General features: G+C 45.8%; 22 protein-coding genes and 1 pseudogene. 13 read left to right on the forward strand and 10 right to left on the reverse strand.

Going from position 1 to position 23,345, the window contains the following annotated elements; genetic code table 11:
• The first annotated feature begins 215 nt into the window (after window positions 1-215).
• Window positions 216-1,151, forward strand: a complete 936-nt coding sequence (locus tag V6D41_RS17120) for a 1,4-dihydroxy-2-naphthoate polyprenyltransferase (protein WP_333519033.1) — start codon at window positions 216-218, stop codon at window positions 1,149-1,151.
• 143 nt (window positions 1,152-1,294) lie between these two features.
• A complete protein-coding gene (gene ywaC / locus V6D41_RS17125) occupies window positions 1,295-1,927 on the forward strand; it encodes a GTP pyrophosphokinase YwaC (RefSeq protein ID WP_148963369.1) in 633 nt (210 codons plus the stop codon).
• 28 nt (window positions 1,928-1,955) lie between these two features.
• Here the strand turns inward: ywaC and V6D41_RS17130 are convergent, their stop codons facing one another.
• Both V6D41_RS17130 and V6D41_RS17135 read right to left on the reverse strand, forming a co-directional pair.
• Entirely contained in the window at window positions 1,956-3,323 is a 1,368-nt protein-coding gene (locus tag V6D41_RS17130; RefSeq protein WP_333519034.1) for a M28 family metallopeptidase, read from the reverse strand.
• 153 nt (window positions 3,324-3,476) lie between these two features.
• Window positions 3,477-3,671: pseudogene (locus tag V6D41_RS17135) on the reverse strand (tyrosine--tRNA ligase); the annotation flags it as partial.
• Between the two features lie 68 nt (window positions 3,672-3,739).
• On the opposite strand from V6D41_RS17135, the gene V6D41_RS17140 reads away from it, so the two are divergent.
• Together V6D41_RS17140 and V6D41_RS17145 are read left to right on the forward strand one after the other, a co-directional pair.
• On the forward strand, window positions 3,740-4,453 hold the full coding sequence (locus V6D41_RS17140) for a YwaF family protein (protein ID WP_333519035.1): 714 nt from the start codon (window positions 3,740-3,742) through the stop codon (window positions 4,451-4,453).
• Between the two features lie 111 nt (window positions 4,454-4,564).
• Window positions 4,565-5,425 (forward strand): glycosyltransferase family 8 protein, encoded by an 861-nt coding sequence (locus V6D41_RS17145; protein ID WP_333519036.1) that lies wholly within the window; start codon window positions 4,565-4,567, stop codon window positions 5,423-5,425.
• A gap of 49 nt (window positions 5,426-5,474) precedes the next feature.
• Here the strand turns inward: V6D41_RS17145 and sacY are convergent, their stop codons facing one another.
• The 3 genes from sacY to V6D41_RS17160 form a co-directional block, all read right to left on the reverse strand.
• Complete coding sequence (sacY, locus tag V6D41_RS17150; protein ID WP_087993215.1) at window positions 5,475-6,317, reverse strand: transcription antiterminator SacY; 843 nt, start codon at window positions 6,315-6,317, stop codon at window positions 5,475-5,477.
• Window positions 6,318-6,370: 53 nt separating this feature from the next.
• The gene (sacX, locus tag V6D41_RS17155) at window positions 6,371-7,750 is read right to left on the reverse strand and encodes a SacY negative regulator SacX (RefSeq protein ID WP_333519037.1); all 1,380 of its coding nucleotides are present in this window, start codon (window positions 7,748-7,750) and stop codon (window positions 6,371-6,373) included.
• Window positions 7,751-8,197: 447 nt separating this feature from the next.
• On the reverse strand, window positions 8,198-10,135 hold the full coding sequence (locus V6D41_RS17160) for a S8 family peptidase (protein ID WP_333519038.1): 1,938 nt from the start codon (window positions 10,133-10,135) through the stop codon (window positions 8,198-8,200).
• Window positions 10,136-10,362: 227 nt separating this feature from the next.
• Between V6D41_RS17160 and celB the strand changes: the two genes are divergently transcribed.
• Complete coding sequence (gene celB, locus V6D41_RS17165) at window positions 10,363-11,679, forward strand: PTS cellobiose transporter subunit IIC (protein ID WP_333519039.1); 1,317 nt, start codon at window positions 10,363-10,365, stop codon at window positions 11,677-11,679.
• A gap of 96 nt (window positions 11,680-11,775) precedes the next feature.
• A complete protein-coding gene (locus tag V6D41_RS17170) occupies window positions 11,776-12,453 on the forward strand; it encodes a DUF2711 family protein (protein ID WP_333519040.1) in 678 nt (225 codons plus the stop codon).
• Window positions 12,454-12,491: 38 nt separating this feature from the next.
• Here the strand turns inward: V6D41_RS17170 and glxA are convergent, their stop codons facing one another.
• The gene (glxA, locus tag V6D41_RS17175) at window positions 12,492-12,872 is read right to left on the reverse strand and encodes a glyoxalase GlxA (RefSeq protein WP_333519041.1); all 381 of its coding nucleotides are present in this window, start codon (window positions 12,870-12,872) and stop codon (window positions 12,492-12,494) included.
• A gap of 121 nt (window positions 12,873-12,993) precedes the next feature.
• Between glxA and V6D41_RS17180 the strand changes: the two genes are divergently transcribed.
• Window positions 12,994-14,181, forward strand: coding sequence for a class I SAM-dependent rRNA methyltransferase (locus V6D41_RS17180; RefSeq protein ID WP_333519042.1), 1,188 nt, complete (start codon window positions 12,994-12,996; stop codon window positions 14,179-14,181).
• A 34-nt stretch (window positions 14,182-14,215) separates the two neighbouring features.
• Here V6D41_RS17180 and V6D41_RS17185 read toward each other — a convergent pair whose 3' ends face one another.
• The 4 genes from V6D41_RS17185 to V6D41_RS17200 form a co-directional block, all read right to left on the reverse strand.
• Window positions 14,216-14,413 (reverse strand): YwbE family protein, encoded by a 198-nt coding sequence (locus V6D41_RS17185; protein ID WP_202327873.1) that lies wholly within the window; start codon window positions 14,411-14,413, stop codon window positions 14,216-14,218.
• Between the two features lie 33 nt (window positions 14,414-14,446).
• Window positions 14,447-15,649 carry an MFS transporter gene (locus V6D41_RS17190; RefSeq protein WP_333519043.1) on the reverse strand — a complete coding sequence of 401 codons (1,203 nt, stop codon included), beginning with the start codon at window positions 15,647-15,649 and terminating at the stop codon, window positions 14,447-14,449.
• A 106-nt stretch (window positions 15,650-15,755) separates the two neighbouring features.
• Window positions 15,756-16,433 carry a CidB/LrgB family autolysis modulator gene (locus V6D41_RS17195; protein WP_333519044.1) on the reverse strand — a complete coding sequence of 226 codons (678 nt, stop codon included), beginning with the start codon at window positions 16,431-16,433 and terminating at the stop codon, window positions 15,756-15,758.
• A complete protein-coding gene (locus V6D41_RS17200) occupies window positions 16,415-16,801 on the reverse strand; it encodes a CidA/LrgA family holin-like protein (RefSeq protein ID WP_087993206.1) in 387 nt (128 codons plus the stop codon). Before V6D41_RS17200 ends, V6D41_RS17195 begins: the two co-directional genes overlap by 19 nt.
• Window positions 16,802-16,906: 105 nt before the next feature.
• Here V6D41_RS17200 and cidR point away from each other — a divergent pair, with 105 nt between their 5' ends.
• The 6 genes from cidR (at window position 16,907) to efeB (ending at window position 23,326) form a co-directional block, all read left to right on the forward strand.
• On the forward strand, window positions 16,907-17,812 hold the full coding sequence (gene cidR, locus V6D41_RS17205) for a cidABC operon transcriptional activator CidR (protein WP_087993205.1): 906 nt from the start codon (window positions 16,907-16,909) through the stop codon (window positions 17,810-17,812).
• Window positions 17,813-17,819: 7 nt separating this feature from the next.
• Window positions 17,820-18,638 carry a hydroxyethylthiazole kinase gene (gene thiM, locus V6D41_RS17210; RefSeq protein WP_333519045.1) on the forward strand — a complete coding sequence of 273 codons (819 nt, stop codon included), beginning with the start codon at window positions 17,820-17,822 and terminating at the stop codon, window positions 18,636-18,638.
• Window positions 18,635-19,303, forward strand: coding sequence for a thiamine phosphate synthase (thiE, locus tag V6D41_RS17215; protein WP_333519046.1), 669 nt, complete (start codon window positions 18,635-18,637; stop codon window positions 19,301-19,303). The genes thiM and thiE overlap by 4 nt, the downstream gene beginning before the upstream one ends.
• A 157-nt stretch (window positions 19,304-19,460) precedes the next feature.
• Window positions 19,461-20,906: an FTR1 family protein gene (locus tag V6D41_RS17220; RefSeq protein ID WP_333519047.1), complete on the forward strand. Its 1,446-nt coding sequence runs from the start codon at window positions 19,461-19,463 to the stop codon at window positions 20,904-20,906.
• On the forward strand, window positions 20,903-22,057 hold the full coding sequence (gene efeM, locus V6D41_RS17225; RefSeq protein ID WP_333519048.1) for an iron uptake system lipoprotein EfeM: 1,155 nt from the start codon (window positions 20,903-20,905) through the stop codon (window positions 22,055-22,057). Before V6D41_RS17220 ends, efeM begins: the two co-directional genes overlap by 4 nt.
• 18 nt (window positions 22,058-22,075) lie before the next feature.
• Window positions 22,076-23,326 carry an iron uptake transporter deferrochelatase/peroxidase subunit gene (gene efeB, locus V6D41_RS17230; protein ID WP_333519049.1) on the forward strand — a complete coding sequence of 417 codons (1,251 nt, stop codon included), beginning with the start codon at window positions 22,076-22,078 and terminating at the stop codon, window positions 23,324-23,326.
• Window positions 23,327-23,345 lie beyond the last annotated feature (19 nt).

A 23,345-nucleotide genomic window follows, 5' to 3' on the forward strand; every position in this document is an offset into this window, starting at 1 on the left:
CACTTAAAAAAATTTTTCTGTATTTGTTCGTTCAGGTGAAAGCAGAAACCTGATGAAATCGGGGCGGAAAGCGTATAATAAGAAAGAAAACGCCTTCTTGCGGTATCTTGTGAAATGGGGGAGAAGTCATTATGATAGATAAGGAAGCAAAAGGAGTTTTTATCAAAGCTGCCGGCTGAAAAAAAGTAAGCCTTTTAATAGAAAGGAAGAGGAAGATGAACCAAACAAATAAGGGTGAGGGTCAGATAGCGCCGGAAAAAGAAAGCATGGGGCAGATCCTTTGGCAGTTAACCCGTCCTCATACGTTAACCGCATCGTTTGTGCCTGTGCTGCTCGGAACGGTTTTGGCGATGTTTTATGTGAAGGTTGATCTGCTGCTGTTTCTGGCTATGCTGTTTTCTTGCTTATGGATCCAGATTGCGACGAACTTATTTAATGAATACTACGATTTTAAACGCGGGTTAGATACAGCAGAATCTGTCGGAATCGGAGGTGCGATTGTACGCCACGGAATGAAGCCGATCACGATTTTGCAATTAGCCCTTGTATCATATGGGATAGCCATTTTACTCGGCGTCTATATTTGCGCGAGCAGCAGCTGGTGGCTGGCTCTGATCGGCCTTGTCGGCATGGCGATCGGCTACCTGTATACAGGCGGGCCGCTGCCGATTGCATACACGCCGTTCGGTGAGTTATTCTCAGGCATTTGTATGGGTTCGGTGTTTGTGCTGATATCGTTTTTCATTCAGACAGATAGGATCAATACGCAAAGCATTTTGATTTCGATCCCGATTGCGATTCTTGTCGGTGCGATTAACCTGTCGAACAACATTCGCGACATTGAAGAGGACAAAAAAGGCGGACGCAAAACATTAGCGATTTTGATGGGGCATAAGGGAGCTGTCACGGTCTTAGCTGCGTCGTTTGCTGTCGCTTATATCTGGGTTGTCGGCTTGGTCATCACCGGTGCTGCAAGCCCGTGGCTGTTTGTCGTCTTTTTGAGCGTGCCTAAGCCGGTTCAGGCAGTGAAGGGCTTCGTCCAAAAAGAATTGCCGATGAATATGATTGTCGCAATGAAATCAACAGCCCAAACGAATACATTTTTCGGATTCCTGCTCTCAATCGGATTATTGATCAGCTACTTCCGGTAAAAAGAAAGACCGCTTGTTTTTCGTGCGGTCTTTTTTTGTTACATTTGACCGCATTTTGTAAAAAAATTCATAGAACCATACTGGAAGCAGGGACGTCTAGTACAGGGACAGCGGATAAAGATCCGTTAAAGGAGATGACGAAAATGGATTTATCTGTAACACATATGGACGATTTAAAAACGGTAATGGAAGATTGGAAAAATGAATTATTAGTTTATAAATTTGCGCTTGATGCACTGGATACAAAGTTCTCAATTATCAGCCAGGAATATAACCTCATTCACGGACACAACCCGATTGAACATACGAAATCCCGTGTCAAAAGCTTTGAAAGCATCGTGAATAAGTTAATGAGAAAGGGCTGCGAGATTACGACGAAGGAAATGAAGGAGCACATTCACGACATTGCCGGTGTTCGCATCATTTGCTCCTTTATTTCGGATATTTATAATGTCGTGAATGTCTTAAAGCAGCATGATGACCTGCGAATCGTAAAGGTAAAGGATTATATCCAGACGCCAAAACCGAACGGCTACCGAAGCCTGCATTTAATCATTGAGATGCCTGTGAATTTAACGAACCGTGTGGAATACGTTAAAGCGGAAATTCAAATTCGGACGATCGCGATGGATTTTTGGGCGAGTCTTGAGCATAAAATTTACTATAAATTGAACAATGACGTTCCTAAGCCATTAACAGATGAGCTGAAGGAAGCCGCGGAGATCGCCCATTATTTAGATGAGAAAATGCTGGGGATTAAGAAAGAAGTGGATTAGAAAAGACGGCAGCAACGTGCCGTCTTTTTTATTTGATATCTTCATAAATGTCGGAGGCTTTGGCCTTCATTTGTTTTTTAATGGCTTTTTGTTTCTTCTCTTTTTTCACAGCCTGATAGACAGCGTTTGTCACAAGATCGCCGGCCTGCTGAAGGCGTTCTTTGCTGATATGTTCGATCGAGTCTTCAGGGGTATGATACCACGGCTCAACCTCTTCAGTTTCAGGGTCTCCCCAAATAAAGTTGGCGGAATCAATGCCGGCTTCGTGGAACGGCACATGATCAGACGATCCTCCCTGTGTCAGAGACAGGCTGTCAAACCCAATTTTTTCAGCGGCTGTATGGCTGGATTCCCAAACAGCGTTAGATTGGCCGTCCAATGTGTTGACATACAGCTCAGACGCATTCTCCCAGCTTGTGCCTACCATGTCTAAGTTGAAGTTCACTTCACTTCGTTTCAACTCTTTTTCCGATAGATGATCTACATAATATGATGAGCCGAGCAGGCCAAGCTCTTCAGCGCCGAAAGCGATAAAGCGGATTTCTTTGTCGGAAGGAAGGCTTTTTAAGACGCGCGCCATTTCCAGCATGACAGAGGTTCCTGAGCCATTGTCATTTGCTCCGGGCGAAAAAGGAACACTGTCGTAATGGGCCGTCACGTATACAATGTCTGGATGTTTGATGTTCTTCGGTTTTTTGATACCGATGATGTTCTGGGAGGTCTGGTTTGTGATTGCTTTTAGGTTTAAGGTTGCTTCTTTTTGCTGGGTAAGGGTTTCGCCGTCTTCTTTTTTAATTCCGACGACGGGAATGCCGACTTCATTGCCTGACAGGTTTGGCGTCACAGGCACGAGGCTTTCTTTGTTGTTATAAATGATGACAGCCTTGGCTCCGGCGGTTTGGGCATTTTTCGCTTTCTCGTAAAATGTAAGGTCTCCTCTGGAAATCAAGGCGATTTTGCTCTTGGCGTCAGCGGTGAAGTCCTTTGGATAGCCCAAGCCGGCAGTGTAAAGCTGAGCCGTCAGCCCTTTTTTTTCTGTAGGGGCTGAGCCGGATGCCGCTCGGAGAAGAATATCGTGTCCTTCTGAAGAAAGCGTTCCCTCAAGCCGGTCAGGAATACCGAATCGTTGAACCTTCACATCAAACTTTAATTTTCTCAAGGATGAAGCGATCAAAAGGGCACTCTTTTTTTCAGCGGCCGTTCCGGCTATTCTGGGGCCGATTGCTTCACTAAGCTGAGAAATGGTTGAGTACGCACGCTTTGCTTTGAATGGAAGCTCTCGCTCACTGTCTGGTATTTGAACAGCGCGCGCGGCAGGTGTGACACTCTGTGCCGGCAAGAGAACCGTTCCGGCAGTTAAAACGGCCATCGTCACTACAGTCAAAAACTTTTTCATCGAAAATAAACCTCCCCTAATGTATGGATGGGGAATATTTCGGGATGCTAAAAGAATCTCCTGCAAATTGGAAAGCGGTTTTGAAAAGACAGTGCTTTATACCTGCGGAAAACGCTTATGAATGAGGGGTCATAAGCGTTTTGGGATAACAGGCTATTGGATTTTTAAAAACTTGCGTTTGCCGACTTGGATAATCATATTTTCAGTTATCTCTGCATCAGCGTGGATATCTGTTATTTTCTCTCCGTCAATTCGAACACCGCCGTTTTGAATCATGCGGCATGGCTCGCTCTTCGAAGGTAAGAGCTCCAATGTGACGAGCAGATCAACAATTGTTATCGTTTTCTCGCTTGATTGAATAAAAAAGGCCAAAACAACACCAAAATAAACAAAAACCTGCAAACGGGGGTGCCATCTTGCAAAAATATGTTCAAGCCGTTCATAAACATGATCCGTTTCACCTTTTTTCAGCAGAGCATGTGGTGACATTAGCAGTGATCGCCGTCTTGGCCATTCTGTTGTTTTTGTTCCGCCAGACGGTCAAACGGCCTAAACTCAGCCAGTTTTTGCGCTATTTGTTTGTCTTTCTGCTGCTTGGTTCGCAAATCGGTTATCAAATATGGATGATCGCCGCGGGCAGGTGGTCGGTGCGGACTTCATTGCCTCTCCAGCTTAGTGACCTGTCGGTGTATTTGTCGGCCATTATGCTGGTGACCAAAAGCAGGAAGCTGTTTGTATTTTTATACTTTGTCGGCATCGGCAGTTCGATTCAGGCTCTTGCCACTCCTGATCTCGGTATGTTTTCTTTTCCGCATATTCGATATATCCTCTTTTTTATTTCGCACGGATCTGTGTTTCTCTCCTGCCTGCTGATGACGGTAATTGGGACGTACAGGCTTAGACAGCGTTCTTTGTGGGTGACCGTCCTCATTGTCAATGTGTACGGGGTCTGCATTTATTTGCTTGATCGCTGGCTTGGCGCGAATTATATGTATTTGACGAAAAAACCGGGCGGCTCTTCTCTCTTGGATGTTCTCGGGCCGTGGCCATGGTATATCGTTTCGGCTGAAGCCATTACGATCGCATGCTTTTACATTCTTTATTGGCTTTATCGCAGGTTCAAAACATGACGCCTTTTTTTGTTGTATAGCACATTCTGTCTAAAAAAGTATTGATGAATAGTGTTTACTTTTCTGAAATCGGGAATGTAACTTGTACAACACAAAGGGAGATGAATACCATTGAAGAAAGATGAAATTATGCATATCGTGTCATGCGCTGATGATAATTATGCTCGTCATTTAGGTGGAATGTTCGTTTCTTTATTGACAAACATGGATCGGGAGAGAGAGTTAAAACTATACGTCATTGATGGCGGAATTACGCCTGATAACAAAAAAAGACTGGAAGAATCCACATTGAAGTTCGGCGTGCCGATTGAATTTTTAGAAGTGGATGCCAACATGTATGAACATGCGGTGGAAAGCAGCCATATTACAAAAGCGGCGTATTACCGCATTTCAATTCCCGACTTAATTAAGGATGAAAGCATCGAACGAATGATTTATATCGATTGTGACGCGATTATTCTGGAGGATATTTCGAAACTGTGGGACTTGGATATTGCGCCATATACGGTTGCTGCTGTTGAGGATGCGGGGCAGCATGAACGCCTGAAAGAAATGAACGTCAGTGATACAGGGAAGTATTTTAACTCAGGTATGATGATTATTGACTTTGATTCTTGGAGAAAGCAAAACATCACTGAAAAAGTCATCAACTTTATCAATGAAAACCCGTCTGAAGACTTTCTTGTGCTTCACGACCAAGATGCGCTGAATGCGATCTTGTATGATCAGTGGTATGAACTTCATCCGCGCTGGAACGCTCAAACCTATATCATACTAAAACAAAAAACGCCTGCGACGCTGTCAGGCCAGAAGCTTTATAGAGAAACGAGAGAGAACCCGGCCATTGTCCACTTCTGCGGCGGAGAAAAGCCTTGGAATTCCAATACGAAACACCCGTATCGCGACCAGTATTTCCATTACATGTCGTATACGAAGTGGAATACGATCAGCAATCCGGCGATCAACCAATAAACTGAATATAAAAACGCTTTTGATCATCTCAAAAGCGTTTTTTTTTGCCTCAGCGTGCGACTGACCGTTGGTAAAATCGCTGAATATGCATGGCGATATAGCATAATTCTTTTTCAGGAAACACAAAGCCGTATTCCTTCTTCACGAATGTACCGATGCTTAGGGCACAGAGGAATGCATCCTTAAACTTCTCTTTAATAATGTCGATCATTTCTGCGTCCAGCTCGTAAATGGATTCCCCCGCTTTGATATGCTGGATCGCAAAGCGGAGATGGGTCACAAGCCGCTCATAAGAAATGGTATCTTCTACAATATTGATTGATAGCTGAATTTCAATAATCTCAATGATATCACGGATCATAGTTGTAATATCAAGCGTCTGTGTCATATCACCGGCATTGTTTCTTGCTGTGTGGATATGCATGGCGATATTGCCGATTTCATCATCAGGAATGTGTATCCCCAGTTTATCTTTAATCAGCGCTCTGGCCCACAAGCCGATCTGAAATTCCTTGGGATAAAGGACTTTGATTTCATTCAGCAGCGGATTTTTGATCACCATTCCATTGCTCAGGCGTTCGATCGCAAAGGAAAGATGGTCTGAAAAAGCGACGTGTATGCGCTCGTTGATTTTAATGTTCAGCTCTTTTTCGGCATGGGAGATAATTTGCTCGGAAATCTGAATATGGTCTTCCGGCAATGTTTCTAAAATCTCTTCGAACTGCTTATAGTCAGCTGTGTCTTTTCTGACAAAGGTTTTTTCTATTTTTGACGGATCGACAATATCATTTTTCTTTTTGTCGAAAGCAATTCCTGCACCTAAGAGAATCTTCTCTTCACTTTGATCCTTTACGACGATAGCATTATGATTTAAGATTCTTTTAATTTTCATAGCTTTTTTTTCCTTTCATCCCCCGTTTTATGAATGAAAACGAATAAATCCAGTTATTCTGTCTCTTCTTTAAACCCGAGAAACAATGTAGCTAGAAAAGCAGAGACGGCCGCGATCAAAAAACCGATCATATAATGAACAAAATTGGCGGCGCCGAACGGCAGCACGATTGAAATCATCGGAATGCCTGTCAGCCCGTAGGAATTCGACACGACGTGTACCGCAACCACGTATGCTCCGCCAATAGCGCCGCCGATGGCAGCTCCGATAAAGGGACGGATCAATTTGACATTTACCCCGAACACAATGGGCTCCACAATGCCTAAAAACGCGGTGAGGGCAGCGGGGAGCGCAATTTTTTTCAGGCTTGATTGTTTCGTTTTGAAAAAGACCGCAAGTCCCGCTCCGCCTTGGGCCACATTCGCCATCGACCATATCGGCACTAAAAAGTTCACACCGACATGCGGGTCAGCAAGCAGCGTTGCTTCAATCGCATAAAAGCTATGATGCAAGCCAGATAGAACGACAGTGGAGTAGATGCCGCCGAATAGGGCACCTGCGGCAATGCCGGCGTGATCATAAATATAGACAATCGACTGTGTCATGATCTGGCCGATGATGGATGCGGCGGGATTCATGACAATCAGTGCGAGGCATCCTGTCACCATGACTGTAATAAAAGGAATGATGATGACATCAAGCGACTTCGGCACAATCCATTTTAGTAGCTTCTCAATTTTGCTCATGACATAAACGGAAAGAAGAATCGGTATAATGGAGCCTTGATAGCCCATCATTGGAATATGAAGCCCCCATATGTCTAAGGAAGCAGGGGTTTTGCTGCCGAGCATAGACGGGTCCAGAAGATCGGGATGCGTCAAGAGCCCTGCTAACACTGCCCCTAAATAGGGATTGCTGCCAAATTGCCGTGCGGCACTGAAGCCAACCAAAATCGGCAGCAAAATAAAGGCTGTGCTGGACACGAGGTCGAGCATTTTGATCCAAGGGCTGCCGGCTGCAATCCAGTGAAACACCTTAATCATGCCAATCAGCCCCATGAGCAGGCCGCTTGCTGTGATTGCCGGGATAATCGGCACAAAAATATCGGACAACGTTTTCGCGAATGCTGCGACAGGGGTCAGCTTCCGGCTTGCCTTTTTCTGATGAACAGGCTCCTCAGAAGGCGCGGCCTCCCACACGTGAACGACTTCTTTATATATTTTGTTGACGACGCCTGCTCCGAAGATAATCTGGAATAACCCATATCGGAAAAAGGTGCCCTGCACACCTTGCAGATGTTCAATGGCATGTATATCGATTTTCGTCTCGTCTTTTACCTCAAAACGAAGACGGGTCGTACAATGGCTGATGCTGATAATATTGCTTTTTCCTCCTGTGAGGAGCAATAATTCTTTTGCAATCTCTCTTTGCAAGCAATCAAAACCTCCTTTGCTGAAGAAAAGTCGGCTTGTTCATCGTATCAAATGAAAAGTTGACAATCAAAATGAAAAAAGTGAGAAATACCGGCTGAAAATGACAAAATGAGCAGGGACAACAAAAAATGCCCGCGTCGGTGACGGGGCATGAGAATAGGGGTTGTCCATGGCGCCGTTATAAGCCCAACACGAAAAGAAGAGTTAAAACGCCCTGCTTTTTTAGGCACTAATACTCCCTTTGCATCATTGGGTCTTGCCTGCCTGCCAGTCACAATCCCTCCATATGTGGTGATAACTGTAATAACGTTCATTTTATGCTGTTCATGGCTGGATAGCAATAGTAGGAAAAGCCTGTGCGGTGACTGGGAAAAAGGTTGTATTCGGGTTCTTAGAATAGAAAAAAGCCTTTAAAACCTAGAATACAAGGTCTTAAAGGCTTTTTGGTTATTTTTTCGGCCTGACGGCATTTAGACGTTTTTGCAGCTTTGTTTTTTCGCTGGATGTTTTTAATTGATTCACTGCAGACTGTGCGGATGTCTTTGATTTTTTTGTTTTGTCTTTTTCCGCTTTCTTCACTTTTGCTTTGGCAGTTTCAACTTTTTTCACTTCGGCTGCGGCCGCTTTTTTCTTCACTTTGTCTAACCGTTTTTGCAATGACGTTTTGTCCTTGCCTGATTGAAGCTGATTGACGGCTGATTGTGCTTTTGCCGCATTGGCATGAGTTGATTTCTTTTCTGCTGCAGATACGGATTGCTTCGCCGTTTTCAAATTGGTGCTTTTTACTTTGGCAAGGCGCTTCTGCAGGGACGTTTTTTCTGAACCTGCCGGCAGCTTGCTCACTGCTGATTGTGCGCTGTTAACATCTGTTTTCTTTTTGCTTTTTTCCGCTTTCGCCACTTTCTCTTTCGCCTGCTTTGATGCGATATAGCGTTTTACTTGGTCTAAGCGTTTTTGCAGGTTCTTTTTGTCTGTTCCGTTCGGCAGCTTGTTAATGGCAGCTTGTGCTGTATCAACGGTTTGCTGAGTTTTATATTTTTGAGCTTTTACGACTTTGTCTTTCGCATCTTTTACATTTCTGAATGACTGTACTTTATCCAGTCTTTTTTGCAGGGCCGTTTTGGCTTCAGAATTCGGCAGCTGGCTGACGAGTCCTCTCGCTTTGTTGATATCTGTTTGTGTTTTTGTTTGTTCCGCTTTTTTCACCGCTTGCTCTGCCGCAGCGTATGCAGAATCTGCTTTCTGCGCTTTATACTGGATCATCCCATAGCCAAATTGCTGATCGCGGCCTGTGGTTCCAAGATCAATGATATTTTTTTTCATTTCTGCGCGAAGCTGCCCGTTTGTCTCAGCAGGATTACGCTGCAGTAACAAAGCAAACATGGCAGCGGCGTGCGGTGTCGCTTGGGAAGTTCCGCTTCCTGTCGCATAGTATTGATGTAAGTAAGTGCTCGTGATGTTGGTTCCCGGCGCTGAAAATTCAACTTCATCTCCAGTGGTTGAGAATCCGGCAAGCTGATTCTTTTCGTTTGTCGCTGAAACGGCAACGACACTGCTGTATGCCGCCGGATAGTTCACTGGTTTGCCGTTCCCGTCGTTACCGCTGGCGGCAACGAGCAGAATGCCTTGTTCATATGCTTTGTCCACGGCGTCATGAAGGATTTGGCTGTCCGAGGTCGTGCCAAGGCTCATATTGACGATGTCCATCCCGTGTGTGATCGACCAGTCGATTCCTTGGAGAAGGCTTTGAAGATCCCCCGAACCGTTCTGATCAAGCGCTTTAACCGCGTATATTTGAGCTTCCGGTGCGATGCCGTTAATTCCGTAGCCGTTATGCTTGGCTCCGATAATCCCAGCGACATGTGTTCCGTGGCCGTTATCATCTTTGTAAGAAGAGGTGTAACTGGCAGCTGAAAACCCGCCGGCAATCGACAGGTCTTCGTGGGGAGAGATCCCGCTGTCAATGACTGCGATTTTGACACCTTTGCCAGTTAGTCCTGCTTTCCAAGCCTGTTTCACTTGAATGGGTTTAAGGTTCCATTGTTCAAAATTTTCAGTATCCTCAGTGTTGTCTATCAGCACTTTGAAATCTGTGCTGCCTGCTGCGGTGAACGAGACATTGTTTTCGACATACAAAATATCAGGATCCTGTTTTAATTCTTTCACTGTCTCCTGATCTGCTGTGACGGCTACCGCGGGAAGATGCTTATACTGCTGTTCAACCTCTGCATCGCTGTCAAGGACGGTTTCCTTGCCGGCCTTATTTTTATAAACCACAATAACTTCTTTCCCGCTGCTGTTTTGCGCATGCGCGAAAGGGCCTATGGCGAGAAAACTGAAAAACAGAGTGACTGATATGACAAGCTTGCACGACACGTTTTTCATGATTCATCTCCTTCTTTCTATGATGTTTGATATATATATCGGAGAAAAAAGAGAGTTTAATAGTTAGGAGGAAAATTTTTTTCATTGACAGGACTGTAGAGCAGAACGCAGGTTTTTTCCGCAGGAAGAGGAAATTTCCCAAATGAATTTGTAAGCGTTTTCAAAATAAGATAAAGAAAACATTGCGAAGGTTGTTCACAAAGCAATGAAAAAAGGGGGCTTTTCAGATGAGCGCATTCACTCGGGTGATGGAAGAAAAAATCATGCCTGTCGCTGGGAAAATTGCCGGGCAGCGGCATCTCAGCGCTTTGCGTGACGGCATTATCCTGACCATGCCGCTGATTATTATCGGATCTGTCTTTTTGATATTAACGAGCCTGCCGATTCCCGGTTATGCTGATTTCATGGCGAGTGTGTTTGGAGATCAGTGGGCCGATAAACTCGGTTATCCTGTTAATGCTTCATTTGATATTATGGCGATGATCGCCGCATTTGGAATCGCCTATCGGCTGGCGGAAAGCTATAGTGTTGATGCTCTGTCGGCCGGCGCGATATCAATTGCCGCATTTCTGTTGGCAACGCCGTTTGAGGTACCGTTTACGCCGGATGGCTCAACGGAATCCATCTTGGTTGGGGGCGGAATCCCGATTACACTGCTTGGCAGCAAGGGTTTATTTGTCGCCATGCTGATCGCTTTGTTTTCGACTGAAATCTATCGGTACATTATTCAAAAAAATATCGTCTTCAAAATGCCAGACGGCGTGCCGCCGGCGGTAAGCAAATCATTTGTCGCGCTGATTCCCGGTTTTATCATTGTGTTTCTCGTGTGGCTGGCGCGTCTTCTGATTGAAATGACGCCTTTTCAGAGCCTGCACAATGTCGTTGGAGACTTGCTTGGCACGCCGCTTTCCATCCTTGGCGGCAGTCTCGGCGGGAGCTTGGTTGCTGAATTTGTGCAGATGCTGCTTTGGTCGTGCGGGATTCACGGGGCTTCCATCATTGGCGGAATTATGGCGCCGATTTGGTATGGCGCGATGGATGCCAACCGTCTCGCGCTCCAGGCAGGCGAGGCGCTGCCGAGTATTTTTACGACCCAGTTTTTTCAAATTTGGATCAATGTAGGCGGGAGCGGAGCGACGCTGGCGCTTGTCCTGACGATGCTGGTACGCTCCCGGAGCAAACAAATGAAGCAGCTTGGCCGACTAGGGATTGGTCCTGCGCTATTTAATATCAACGAGCCGATCATTTTCGGCATGCCGATTGTCATGAATCCGCTCCTCATCGTTCCATTCATCATCGCGCCGCTCCTCACGATTACTACGACTTATATTGGCATGAGCACAGGACTGGTGGCAAGGCCGGCGGGAATCGCCGTGCCATGGACGATGCCTCCTCTCATATCAGGCTACCTGGCGACAGGCGGAAAAGTATCCGGAGCCATTATGCAGCTGGTGAATCTTGTGATCACCTGTGCGATCTACTATCCGTTTTTCAGAATATGGGACCATCAAAAATGGCGGGAAGAGAGTGGGATTGAATCTTGAGATAAAGTGTGTTGTTAAAGCTAATCAGCCTGTCATAGGGATGGTTAGCTTCTTTCAATTAAAAGCGAATGTTAGAATATGTAAAGGGGGTGCGTAATGCTAGAATACATATGGTTTGATGACGAATCACCAATCTTAAAACAAATACCAGTAGAATACATATCAGCAGCTATTTTATTTTCTCCTTTTATTCAAATGCCTGAAGGATGGGAGAAAGCAAAGAGAAAAAATAATTACGAACCTATCTATCCAAATGATGAGGAAATAAGGGAAAAAGGCAAAGCAGTTTCATGGAAGAAGGTCATGTCCTCTTGCGGCTTTCAAACACATGCCGAGCTAGCGCTGGCTTTAATGACGTCAATAGGCGCCTTAAGGGATGAGTACGGGAGAGAGGATTTGGCTGAAGTTTTACATGCAAATATAAATGAAGGCCTCTTTTATCCCAGTGAGGACCATATTTCAAATTTTCATATACCCAGTTTGATAAAAGTGTTTTGTTCGAACGGGTCCAATCAGTTTTATTACTCAGAACCAATTGTAGAAAACAGCGGCTTTCTGGATATAACTGAGGCTAACTTGCGGACGGTTCTTGATGATGCCGCCGCAGAGCTCATGTTGATTGATAAGAAAATGGACTTTGTGTTGATGAGTGTTTATGACTCATTCATTAATGTTTTTTTAGCGAAAGATGAACACATCAATGAGTTGGTTCAGCGTATGGGCTGGGAAGCCATGATTTGCGATGAGGGCACACATATCAGTTGGTATAGATGAAAAAAGAACGTACACCACAAAATGTACGTTCTTTATTTTTACCGCTGAAAGAACTCAATCCACTCACCGTCAGGACCTTCGATATAGAAGTAACGGTACCCGTTTGGTAGAGTTGTGATCTCTTCGTCGATGAATTTCGCGTTCATTCTTTCCGCTTTTGTATATTCAGCCGCGATGTCATCCGTCAGCAGGGCAATGTGGTGCACTTTTCCTTCGGTCGGAAGCTCGCTGCTGTAGCCTTGAATCAGTTCAATTTCTGTTTCCGGCCCGTCTTCAAAGCCAAGAAAAGCAAGCTCGATTATACCGTTCGTGTGAGTGATGCGATCCTTCAATTTCATGCCGAGAACCTCTTCATAAAATGTGATGGACGCGTTGATATCCCTAACCATAATGCCTGTATGGTCAATTCGTTTTGCCATGATGCTCCTCCTCGTAACTCTTTTTGTCTATCGTAGAAAAACCTTTCCTTTCTGTCAATGCAGACATCTTGGCGTTTTGTGGTACGATAAGAGAAAGCAAACAGAAAGAGGACGAACAGATATGAAGCTACTCACTCTAAAGAAAGCACATGCTGCAAAAATCAAAAAAGGCTATCCCCTCATCGATAAGGAAGCTCTCGCAGGGAGTGCGGGGCACGTGAAAGAAGGAGACCTCGTTGATATCGTGTCAGAGAGCGGCGAGTTTCTCGCGCGGGGTTATTTCGGCCTGCAAAACAAAGGGGTCGGCTGGACGCTTACCCGCAATAAACAAGAACAGATAGACCAAGCATTTTTTCTCAGCAAATTAACTAAAGCGATCGAAGCGCGCGCCAAACTTTTCGCGGCTCAAGACACAACAGCTTTCCGTATGTTCAATGGTGAGGGTGACGGCATCGGCGGCGTCACCATCGACTATTATGGCGGGTATCTGTTGATTCAATGGTACAGCAAAGGCATTTACGCCTTTAAAGATATGCTGATTTCCGCTTTGGATGAGCTTGATCTGGATTATAAAGCGATTTACGAAAAAAAGCGCTTCGACACGGCTGGGCAATACGTCGAAGATGATGACTTCGTGAAGGGGAAAAGAGGCGAATTCCCGATCATTATTCAGGAAAATGGCATTCAATATGCGGTAGATCTGAATGAAGGCGCCATGACAGGCATCTTTTTGGATCAAAGACATGTGCGCAAGGCGATCAGAGACCGCTATGCAGAAGGAAAAACCGTCTTAAACACGTTTTCTTATACGGGGGCATTCTCCGTGGCAGCTGTGCTTGGCGGAGCGGAGAAAACAACAAGCGTGGACGTGGCAAACCGGAGCCTGGCCAAAACGATCGAGCAATTCAGCGTGAACAAGCTGGATTACGAGGCACACGACATTAAAGTGATGGACGTGTTTAACTATTTTTCGTACGCTGCGAAAAAGGATCTGCGCTTTGATCTGATTATTCTCGACCCGCCTTCCTTTGCGCGCACAAAAAAGCGCACCTTCAGCGCGGCCAAGGATTATAAAAACCTGCTGAAGGAAACGATCGCCATCACAGCTGACAAGGGCATTATCGTTGCTTCCACAAACAGCAGCGCCTTTGGCATGAAGAAATTCAAAGGCTTTATCGATGCCGCCTTTAAAGAAACAAATGAACGCTACACGATCATTGAGGAATTTACGCTGCCGGAGGATTTCAAAACGATTTCGGCGTTTCCGGAAGGCAACTACCTAAAAGTGGTCTTTCTGCAGAAAAAATAAAGCAAAAAGCTGCCCTGTTCAGGAGCAGCTTTTTTTATGTAGAAATGATTTGCTGGACGCGGCCGATGCGGCCATCTTCAAGCCGGACTTTAATGCCGTGCGGGTGATAGCTTGATTTCGTCAAAATATCCTTCACTGTGCCTCTCGTCAGTTTTCCTGTTTTTTGGTCTTCTTTCAATACAATATCCACCTGTAAACCTTTCGAAATGCTTCTTCGCTCTTGCCCGTTCATCGCGCTCATCCTTTCTTTTTTTCATTATAGTCATTATGGTTTAAAAGTAACAGCCGGCTGATGAAGTGTATTTTTGTTTTTTTCAGCCCTCATTAAATAGAATGTCAGCCCAAAGCCTGCTATGCTCAGAATGCTAAAAAGCAGGTAAACTGCGAAGATGGACACGTAGTCAAAAATGTACCCGCCCGCAAATGTACAGAACCAGTTGCCGAATCCATTGCCGATGGCCGCGTACATGGTTAACGCCGTCGCTTCAACGTGGCTTGGGGTGATTTTTTTCACGTATTGAAGCGCCGCCGGGATAAATAAACCGATGGCCACTCCCTGAAGAAAGACTGTCGCATAAATGATCCATAATGAAGGCGCTGTGAAATAGAGCGCCCACCTGAATAATGAGACCCCGCCTGACAGCATAATGACATTGAGCAGCCCCATTTTATCTATAAATGTTTGGGCGAATCGCATAAATGGAATTTCCGAGATCACGCCGATAAAAAATAAAATGCCGATAGCGGAAAGGGACGCGCCGCTTTTGTCCAGAAAAAGACTGAAATACGTATTGTTCGCTAAGTTTGGAGCAAATGTCGTAAAGGTGATGATCATAAAGATGAGGAACGTTTTGTTGCTGATAAGCTCCCGGAATCCTTTGCGGATATTGACCTTTGTTTTTGTCTTCTGCTGGCCCGGCATTTGTGAGGCCAGTATGGCGGCAATACAGAGAAAGGCACAGCCAAAAATAAAGATCACGTGAATAGGGTACAGCTGATTCGTCACCTGTCCCATGACAAACACGGCGACGCCGAAGCCCAGAGAACCAAACAGGCGGATTCCGCCGTAGTTGCCGTTTGTTTCTTGTGTGTACCTTAGTGAAATGCTGTCCGATAATGGAATAATCGTGCTTTGAAAGACTGCAAAACAGGCCGCAACTAAAATAAAAAGAGGAAAGCCGTCAAATGCAATATAGCCTAATCCGATGATGCCTGTGATTGCTGTGCAAACCGCCAGCAGGCTTTTCGTTTTTTGCGTATAGTCGCTCAGCATGCCCCAAAACGGCTGAAAGAAAATCATCACAATCGGGCCGAGTGACATGATCAAGCCGACCTGTGATCCGCTTAAATGCTGTTCTTTCGTTAAATACATGCTGAGTAAGGGGATCATGCTGCCCGTGCCGAGAAAGGCAAACAAATAAAATCCTTTTAACGCGGCGTAATGCCGTCTCACCTGCAAGTTATGCATGGGGGTGCCTCCTTTAGTATCCACAAATTACATTATATTGTAATCTGCCAGCTTTTCAATAAGGAGAAGCACATAAAAAAACTGCCCTCGAGAGGACAGTTTTTTCTTACATAAATGAAAGTAAAAACGGCGCCGCGCAAAGCGTCATAATCGCAGCTAAGATCATCGACACGCTGGAAATCGTGCCGGACACAGAGCTGAGTTCAAATGCTTTTGACGTTCCCGCTCCATGTGCGCTTGTGCCGAGCAGCACGCCCCGCGCGATTTCGTTATCAATACGGAAATAGCGGATGACCATTGGGCCGATCACTGTGCCTAACAAAGCGGTCAAAATCACAAACACGGCTGTGACGGCAGGCATTCCGCCGATCATTTCAGATACGTTCATAGCGATCGGCGTTGTCACTGATCTCGGGACGAGGCTGTCAATTAAGCCGGTGCCGAGGTGAAGCCATTTCGCAATAAGAGCAGTTGAAATAATCGCGATGCATGAGCCAACGGCTACGTTCAAAATAATTTCCACTGCGTATTTCTTCAAAACAGGGAAATATTTATATAGCGGGATCGCAAAAGCTACGGTGGCCGGCTGAAGCATATCGGTCAGCAATTCGCCGCCAAGATTATATGACTCGTACGGGACATTCACCAGCAGCAGCAGACTGACTAACACAGCGGGCGTTACCAATAGCGGCGACGTATAGACACGCGGAAAGCGTTGATATACCTTTTTTGCTCCTACATACACCAAGACCGTTAAAAACAAACTTACAATTCCGATGAACACGTATGCTTTTTCTCCTTTCTTTTTGCAATGATTTGTGTAAGCGTTCCTGTAGACACCATCACGACAAACGTGCTGATGATGACAACAAGCAGAATGCTGACACCAAATTTCGACATAATGTCTCCGTATTCAATCACTCCGACGGCAGACGGGATAAAAAATAAAAGCAGCTCCCCGAGAAGCCACGCCGCGCCAAGCTCTATCCATTCAAGCTTGATAATCTTAAAGTGTAATAATGTGAAAATAATCACAATCCCAATTATACTGCCGGGAATATTTATATGAAGAAGGGCTGTCACCCAATTAATCAGCCGGGCAAATATAAATAACAGAGCGATTTGAATAACGGTTAGCAGCAGTTTTTTCATATTGATGCCTCCCTTATATTCATATTGTACATAAGGTCTCGCTATAGGTAAAATATATATTAAGAATAATAAGTATTCCTTTTGTCTATAGGAAGGGTGAAGCACATGGATATCCGCCATTTAACATACTTTTTGGAAGTCGCCCGTTTAAAAAGCTTTACGAAGGCTTCCCAATCGCTTTATGTTTCGCAGCCGACAATATCAAAAATGATCAAAAATTTAGAAGAAGAGCTCGGAATCGAACTATTTTACCGGAACGGCAGGCAGGTGGAACTGACTGACGCTGGCCAAAGCATGTATGTGCAGGCGCAGGAAATTATTAAATCGTTTCAAAACCTGACGTCAGAATTAAATGATATTATGGAGGTCAAGAAAGGACACGTGCGGATCGGGCTGCCGCCGATGATCGGGTCGGGATTTTTCCCGAGAGTGCTCGGTGATTTTCGTGCAAACTATCCGAATATCACCTTTCAGTTAGTCGAAGACGGTTCTATAAAAGTCCAAGAAGGTGTTGGGGACGGCTCTCTCGATATCGGCGTTGTGGTTCTTCCTGCAAACGAAGACATCTTTCATTCGTTTACAATCGTAAAAGAAACCTTAATGCTTGTCGTTCACCCATCCCATCGGCTGGCAGAGGAAAAAGAGTGCAGGCTGCGTGAGTTGAAGAACGAGCCTTTTATTTTCTTCAGGGAGGATTTTGTCTTGCACAATCGAATTATGACCGAGTGTATCAAGGCTGGATTCCGGCCTCATATCATTTATGAAACCTCACAATGGGATTTTATCAGTGAGATGGTGTCAGCCAACCTGGGAATCGGGCTTTTGCCGGAACGAATCTGCCGCGGGCTTGATCTGGAAAAAGTGAAAGTCATCCCGCTTGTTGAGCCGGTCATCCCTTGGCACCTCGCCATCATTTGGAGAAAAGACCGCTACTTGTCCTTTGCGGCCAGAGCTTGGCTTGAACACACGAAATCGTATTTATGGGACCCGAAAAAAGAAAGTAAAGGATGATGCAAACATGGATGCACAATCAGCTGCAAAATGTCTTACTGCTGTCCGCCGCCACAGCCCTCTGGTGCACAGCATAACCAACAATGTCGTTACGAATTTTACAGCGAACGGACTGCTCGCCCTCGGCGCATCGCCGGTGATGGCGTACGCGAAAGAAGAGGTCGCCGACATGGCAAAGATAGCGGGAGCCCTTGTTTTAAATATCGGAACGCTGAGCAAGGAGTCAGTCGAAGCGATGATCATCGCAGGAAAATCAGCCAATGAACATGGCGTCCCCGTCATTCTTGATCCTGTCGGTGCCGGAGCAACACCGTTCCGCACCGAATCAGCGAGTGACATCATTCATGAGGTGCGCCTCTCTGCGATTAGAGGAAACGCGGCGGAAATTGCCCATACCGTCGGCGTGACCGATTGGCTGATCAAAGGTGTAGATGCGGGAGAAGGCGGAGGCGACATCATCCGCCTGGCTCAGCAGGCGGCACAAAAACTCAACACGGTCATTGCGATCACTGGCGAAGTCGATGTCATAGCCGACTCGTCAAACGTATATACCCTCCATAACGGCCACAAGATGCTGACGAAAGTGACAGGCGCCGGATGTCTGCTGACTTCCGTTGTCGGTGCGTTTTGCGCTGTCGAAGAAAATCCATTGTTTGCTGCTATCGCTGCCATTTCTTCATATGGGGTCGCAGCCCAGCTTGCCGCACAAGAGACAGCTGACAAAGGTCCGGGAAGCTTTCAGATTGAATTGCTGAACAAGCTTTCATCTGTTACTGAACAAGACGTCCAAGAACTGGCGACAATAGAAAGGGTGACTGTCTCATGACACGTATTTCTCGGGAAATGATGAAAAAGTTATTGTCTGTTTACTTCATTATGGGGTCAAACAATACGAAAGCCGATCCTGTCACAGTCGTACAAAAAGCGTTAAAAGGCGGCGCCACTCTCTACCAATTTCGTGAAAAGGGCGGGGATGCGCTGACAGGGGAGGCGCGGATTGAATTCGCTAAAAACGTGCAGGAATCCTGCCGTGAAGCCGGCGTTCCTTTCATTGTCAATGATGATGTGGAGCTGGCTCTGAAACTGAAGGCTGACGGTGTCCACATCGGCCAGGAAGACGCCAGCGCAAGAGAAGTAAGAAGTGCTATAGGCGATATGATTCTTGGCGTTTCCGCCCATACAATGTCTGAGGTGAAGCAAGCTGAAGAAGATGGAGCGGATTATATCGGACTCGGGCCAATCTACCCGACAGAAACGAAAAAGGATACGAAAGCCGTACAGGGTGTATCTCTCATCGAAGCCGTTCGCCGCCAAGGCATCGGCATTCCAATTGTCGGCATCGGCGGCATCACAATCGAAAATGCCGCACCTGTTATCCAAGCGGGGGCCGACGGTGTCAGTATGATCAGCGCCATCAGTCAGGCGAAGGATCCAGAGGGTGCCGCACGCAAGTTTCATGAAGACATTCAAACGTATAAAAAGAGTAGATAAGCGTTCTTATTTCTTCGAAAGGCTGTTCTGTAATGGACAGCCTTTTTGCCGTGGTATCAAGGTTTTCAGACCTTCAAATTTTAATTGACAAAGAACAGGATCTGGCTATGATTATGATATATACTTGATAATCATTTTCAATTATAGGAGGGACATGATGGCTCGGGGGCTGGCACTTATTTTATTCAGCTTGTTGATGGTTTTCGGTTCTGCGGCACATGCGGAAGACGATCCGATCGCTGCGCTGATTCAATTAAACAAGCAAATCATCCAATCCGTAAAAGACGGAGATACGGAATCGGCACAACAAACGTTTGAAACATTCAAGGCAAAGTGGAAAAAAGAAGAACCTTCTATTAAAAAGGAAAACCTTTCTTCCCACAGCAAAATGGACTCGAATATCGCGATGATTTCTCTTTCCTTCATTAATCAAGATGCAGATAAACTCAAAACGCAGCTTGAAGAACTTTCTTCTCATCTAGAAACCTATCAGCAGGCTGTCGTGCTGAAAAAGACATCCTCGGGTCAATCAAGGGCGTCCTTAACAGCCTATATTCAAAATTTAAAAGACACAAAAACGTTAATAGAGCAAAAACGATTGGATGAAGCGTCATCCGCAATCGACAATTTAATTACATCCTGGCTCGCTGTTGAGGGAGACGTCGTTTCCCAATCGAAAGAAGCCTATACGACATCAGAGGAAAACCTGGCGCTGATGAAGGCTGAGATCGGCAGCCATCCCGAAAAGGTATCCAAGCAAATTGACGACATGATTCAATTGCTCGAGCCGATCGCTTCAAGCGACTACAGCTGGTGGGATGCGGCGCTGATCCCGATTCGTGAAGGGATGGAGGCGCTGCTAGTCATCGGTGCGCTTTTGACCATGACAAAGAAAGCCCGTGTCACGCGTTCCTCGGCATGGATCTGGGGCGGAGCGTCAGCCGGCATGGTTATTTCCTTGACAGCCGGCATCGGTGTCACGCTTCTGTTCTCCTCCAGCGTATTCGGAGAAAACAACTTCTTGCTTGGCGGCGTCACCGGCGTACTGTCCGCTGTCATGCTTTTATATGTCGGGGTGTGGCTGCACAGAAACGCCTCAATGGATAAATGGAGAGAAAAAATCAATATCCAGAAGTCACAGGCGCTTAAAAAACGAAGCCTGCTTTCCTTTGCGCTTATTGCATTTCTGGCAGTTGTAAGAGAGGGGCTCGAAACGGTCATCTTTTTCATCGGCCTTGTCGGGAAGCTCCCGCTCACTGAGCTGATCGGCGGAACTGCCGCGGGGCTTGTCGTTCTCGTCATCGTCGGTGTTCTGATGATCAAGCTCGGAATGCGTATTCCATTAAAGCCGTTTTTCCTGCTGTCCATGGCGGTCGTCCTGTATATGTGTGTGAAATTTCTCGGAACAGGCGTTCATAGCCTGCAGCTGGCGGGCATTCTTCCGTCTGATGCGGAGAGCTGGCTGCCGTCTATATCGGTGCTTGGTGTTTATCCGTCCGTGTACAGCACCATTCCGCAATTGCTGATTTTACTCTTTTTACTGATTGCGCTTATCTCAGAAGCGGCAAAACATATTACAAACGGAAAGGAACTGACAAAATGAATTTCACAAAAATCGCTGTATCAGCAGGCTGCATCCTTGCGCTAGCAGGCTGCGGAGCCAATGACACATCCTCAACCAAAGAAAAAGATTCATCTGAAAAAAGCGGGGTTACTAAAGAGATCGCCGCATCCGTAGATAAAATGGGAACCATTATTTCCAAGCTGAATGATTCAGCTGAAAAAGGAGACCAACAAGAGATCGAAAAAAAGGGGAAAGAGTTAAACAGCTACTGGCTTTCCTTTGAAAATGATATTCGCAGCGATTATCCGTTCGAGTATACAGAAATCGAAAAGCACCTTCAGCCCATCTATACAGAAGCGCAAAAGGACAAACCAGATACTGACAAAATCAAGACAGAATCCGAGTCATTGAAAGCATCCTTAGAAGACCTGACAGAAGCGAAGAAGAGCAGCAAAAAGGCAAGCGAACAGCTGGCAAAGGCAGCGGACGAATATAAAGACTATGTCAAAGAACAGAGCGATCAGCTGGTAAAAGCGACTGAAGCATTTACAAGCGCTGTGAAATCAGGCGATATCAAAAAATCTAAAACGTTATACGCGAAAGCGCGTGTTTATTACGAGCGAATCGAACCGATCGCTGAAAGCCTCGGTGATCTCGATCCGAAAATTGACGCCCGTGAAAATGATGTAGAAGAAGGGGGCAAATGGACAGGTTTCCATAAGCTTGAGAAAGCCATCTGGAAGGATAATGATATTTCCGGGGAAAAGGCAATAGCTGACCAGCTTCTCAAGGATGTAAAGGAGCTTGACGGTTCAATTGAATCACTGACATTAACACCTGAACAAATTGTAGCAGGCGCGATGGAGCTTCTGAACGAAGCCGGCATTTCGAAAATCACGGGAGAAGAGGAGCGCTACTCACGAATTGATTTAGTCGACCTCATGGCGAATGTGGAAGGCTCTGAAGCTGTTTATCAAACAGTAAAAAGCGCGCTTGTTAAAGATCACTCTGATCTGACGGAAAAACTGGATACGGAGTTCAGCGAATTTGAAGTTTTAATGGCAAAATACAAATCAAATGATCAGTCTTATATGTCTTATGATAAATTAAGTGAAGATCAAATCAGAGAGCTGAGCACAAAGCTGACGACTCTTTCTGAAACCATGTCGAAGATTGCGAATGTGCTATAAAAGGAGTTTTGTAACATCATGAGCGATGAACAAAAAAAGCCAGAACAAATTCATAGACGGGACATTTTAAAATGGGGAGCGATGGCAGGTGCGGCCGTTGCGATCGGTGCCAGCGGACTCGGCGGTCTTGCCCCGCTTGTTCAGACTGCTGCTAAACCATCAAAAAAGGATGAGCAAGAGGAGGAGCAGGCCGTCCCGTTTTACGGAAAGCATCAGGCCGGAATCACAACTGCCCATCAGACGTATGTCTATTTTGCCGCGCTGGATGTAACGGCAAAAGAGAAGAGCGACATCGTTACATTATTCAGAAACTGGACAAGTCTGACACAGATGCTGACGTCAGGAAAGAAAATGTCGGCTGAGCAGAAAAATCAATATTTGCCGCCGCAGGATACAGGTGAATCTGCTGATTTATCCCCTTCCAATTTAACGATCACTTTCGGATTCGGGCCTGGCTTTTTTGAAAAAGACGGAAAGGACCGCTTCGGGCTGAAAAACAAAAAACCCAAGCACCTTGCCGCTCTTCCAGCTATGCCGAATGACAACTTGGATGAAAAACAGGGCGGCGGAGATATCTGCATTCAAGTATGCGCAGACGATGAACAAGTGGCGTTTCACGCGCTGAGAAATCTGCTGAACCAAGCGATCGGCACCTGTGAGGTCCGCTTTGTGAACAAAGGCTTTTTAAGCGGAGGAAAAAATGGCGAAACGCCGCGAAACCTCTTCGGGTTTAAAGATGGAACAGGCAACCAGAGCACGAAGGATGATACTTTGATGAACTCGATCGTGTGGATTCAGTCCGGTGAGCCTGACTGGATGACGGGCGGCACCTATATGGCCTTTCGGAAAATCAAAATGTTCCTTGAGATATGGGACCGTTCTTCCCTTAAGGATCAAGAGGATACCTTTGGGCGCAGAAAAAGCTCGGGGGCGCCTTTCGGCCAGAAAAAAGAAACAGACCCTGTGAAGCTGAATCAAATCCCGTCAAATTCACACGTCAGCCTTTCCAAATCTACGGGAAAACAAATATTGCGTAGAGCTTTCTCTTACACAGAAGGACTTGATCCGAAAACCGGCTATATGGATGCGGGCCTCCTGTTTATCAGCTTTCAAAAAAATCCCGACAATCAGTTCATCCCTATGCTGAAGGCCCTTTCGGCAAAGGATGCGTTAAACGAATACACGCAAACAATCGGTTCCGCTTTATATGCATGCCCAGGCGGCTGCAAAAAGGGCGAATATATTGCCCAGCGTTTGCTGGAATCATAAAAGAAGCCTTTAAGGCTTC

Source organism: Bacillus sp. 0102A (assembly GCF_036765155.1).
Lineage (GTDB): Bacteria > Bacillota > Bacilli > Bacillales > Bacillaceae > Bacillus > Bacillus subtilis_G.

What these genes read in the sequence shown, in the direction of transcription:
- glxA (WP_333519041.1), bottom strand. Translation starts at nt 12,872, where the DNA reads ATGGCAAAACGAATTGACCATACAGGCATTATGGTTAGGGATATCAAC.
- sacY (WP_087993215.1), bottom strand. Translation starts at nt 6,317, where the DNA reads ATGAAAATTAAAAGAATCTTAAATCATAATGCTATCGTCGTAAAGGAT.
- celB (WP_333519039.1), top strand. Translation starts at nt 10,363, where the DNA reads ATGAGCGCATTCACTCGGGTGATGGAAGAAAAAATCATGCCTGTCGCT.
- V6D41_RS17160 (WP_333519038.1), bottom strand. Translation starts at nt 10,135, where the DNA reads ATGAAAAACGTGTCGTGCAAGCTTGTCATATCAGTCACTCTGTTTTTC.
- cidR (WP_087993205.1), top strand. Translation starts at nt 16,907, where the DNA reads ATGGATATCCGCCATTTAACATACTTTTTGGAAGTCGCCCGTTTAAAA.
- V6D41_RS17180 (WP_333519042.1), top strand. Translation starts at nt 12,994, where the DNA reads ATGAAGCTACTCACTCTAAAGAAAGCACATGCTGCAAAAATCAAAAAA.
- ywaC (WP_148963369.1), top strand. Translation starts at nt 1,295, where the DNA reads ATGGATTTATCTGTAACACATATGGACGATTTAAAAACGGTAATGGAA.
- V6D41_RS17200 (WP_087993206.1), bottom strand. Translation starts at nt 16,801, where the DNA reads ATGAAAAAACTGCTGCTAACCGTTATTCAAATCGCTCTGTTATTTATA.
- efeB (WP_333519049.1), top strand. Translation starts at nt 22,076, where the DNA reads ATGAGCGATGAACAAAAAAAGCCAGAACAAATTCATAGACGGGACATT.
- efeM (WP_333519048.1), top strand. Translation starts at nt 20,903, where the DNA reads ATGAATTTCACAAAAATCGCTGTATCAGCAGGCTGCATCCTTGCGCTA.
- V6D41_RS17190 (WP_333519043.1), bottom strand. Translation starts at nt 15,649, where the DNA reads ATGCATAACTTGCAGGTGAGACGGCATTACGCCGCGTTAAAAGGATTT.
- V6D41_RS17130 (WP_333519034.1), bottom strand. Translation starts at nt 3,323, where the DNA reads ATGAAAAAGTTTTTGACTGTAGTGACGATGGCCGTTTTAACTGCCGGA.
- V6D41_RS17185 (WP_202327873.1), bottom strand. Translation starts at nt 14,413, where the DNA reads ATGAACGGGCAAGAGCGAAGAAGCATTTCGAAAGGTTTACAGGTGGAT.
- thiM (WP_333519045.1), top strand. Translation starts at nt 17,820, where the DNA reads ATGGATGCACAATCAGCTGCAAAATGTCTTACTGCTGTCCGCCGCCAC.
- thiE (WP_333519046.1), top strand. Translation starts at nt 18,635, where the DNA reads ATGACACGTATTTCTCGGGAAATGATGAAAAAGTTATTGTCTGTTTAC.
- V6D41_RS17120 (WP_333519033.1), top strand. Translation starts at nt 216, where the DNA reads ATGAACCAAACAAATAAGGGTGAGGGTCAGATAGCGCCGGAAAAAGAA.
- V6D41_RS17220 (WP_333519047.1), top strand. Translation starts at nt 19,461, where the DNA reads ATGGCTCGGGGGCTGGCACTTATTTTATTCAGCTTGTTGATGGTTTTC.
- V6D41_RS17170 (WP_333519040.1), top strand. Translation starts at nt 11,776, where the DNA reads ATGCTAGAATACATATGGTTTGATGACGAATCACCAATCTTAAAACAA.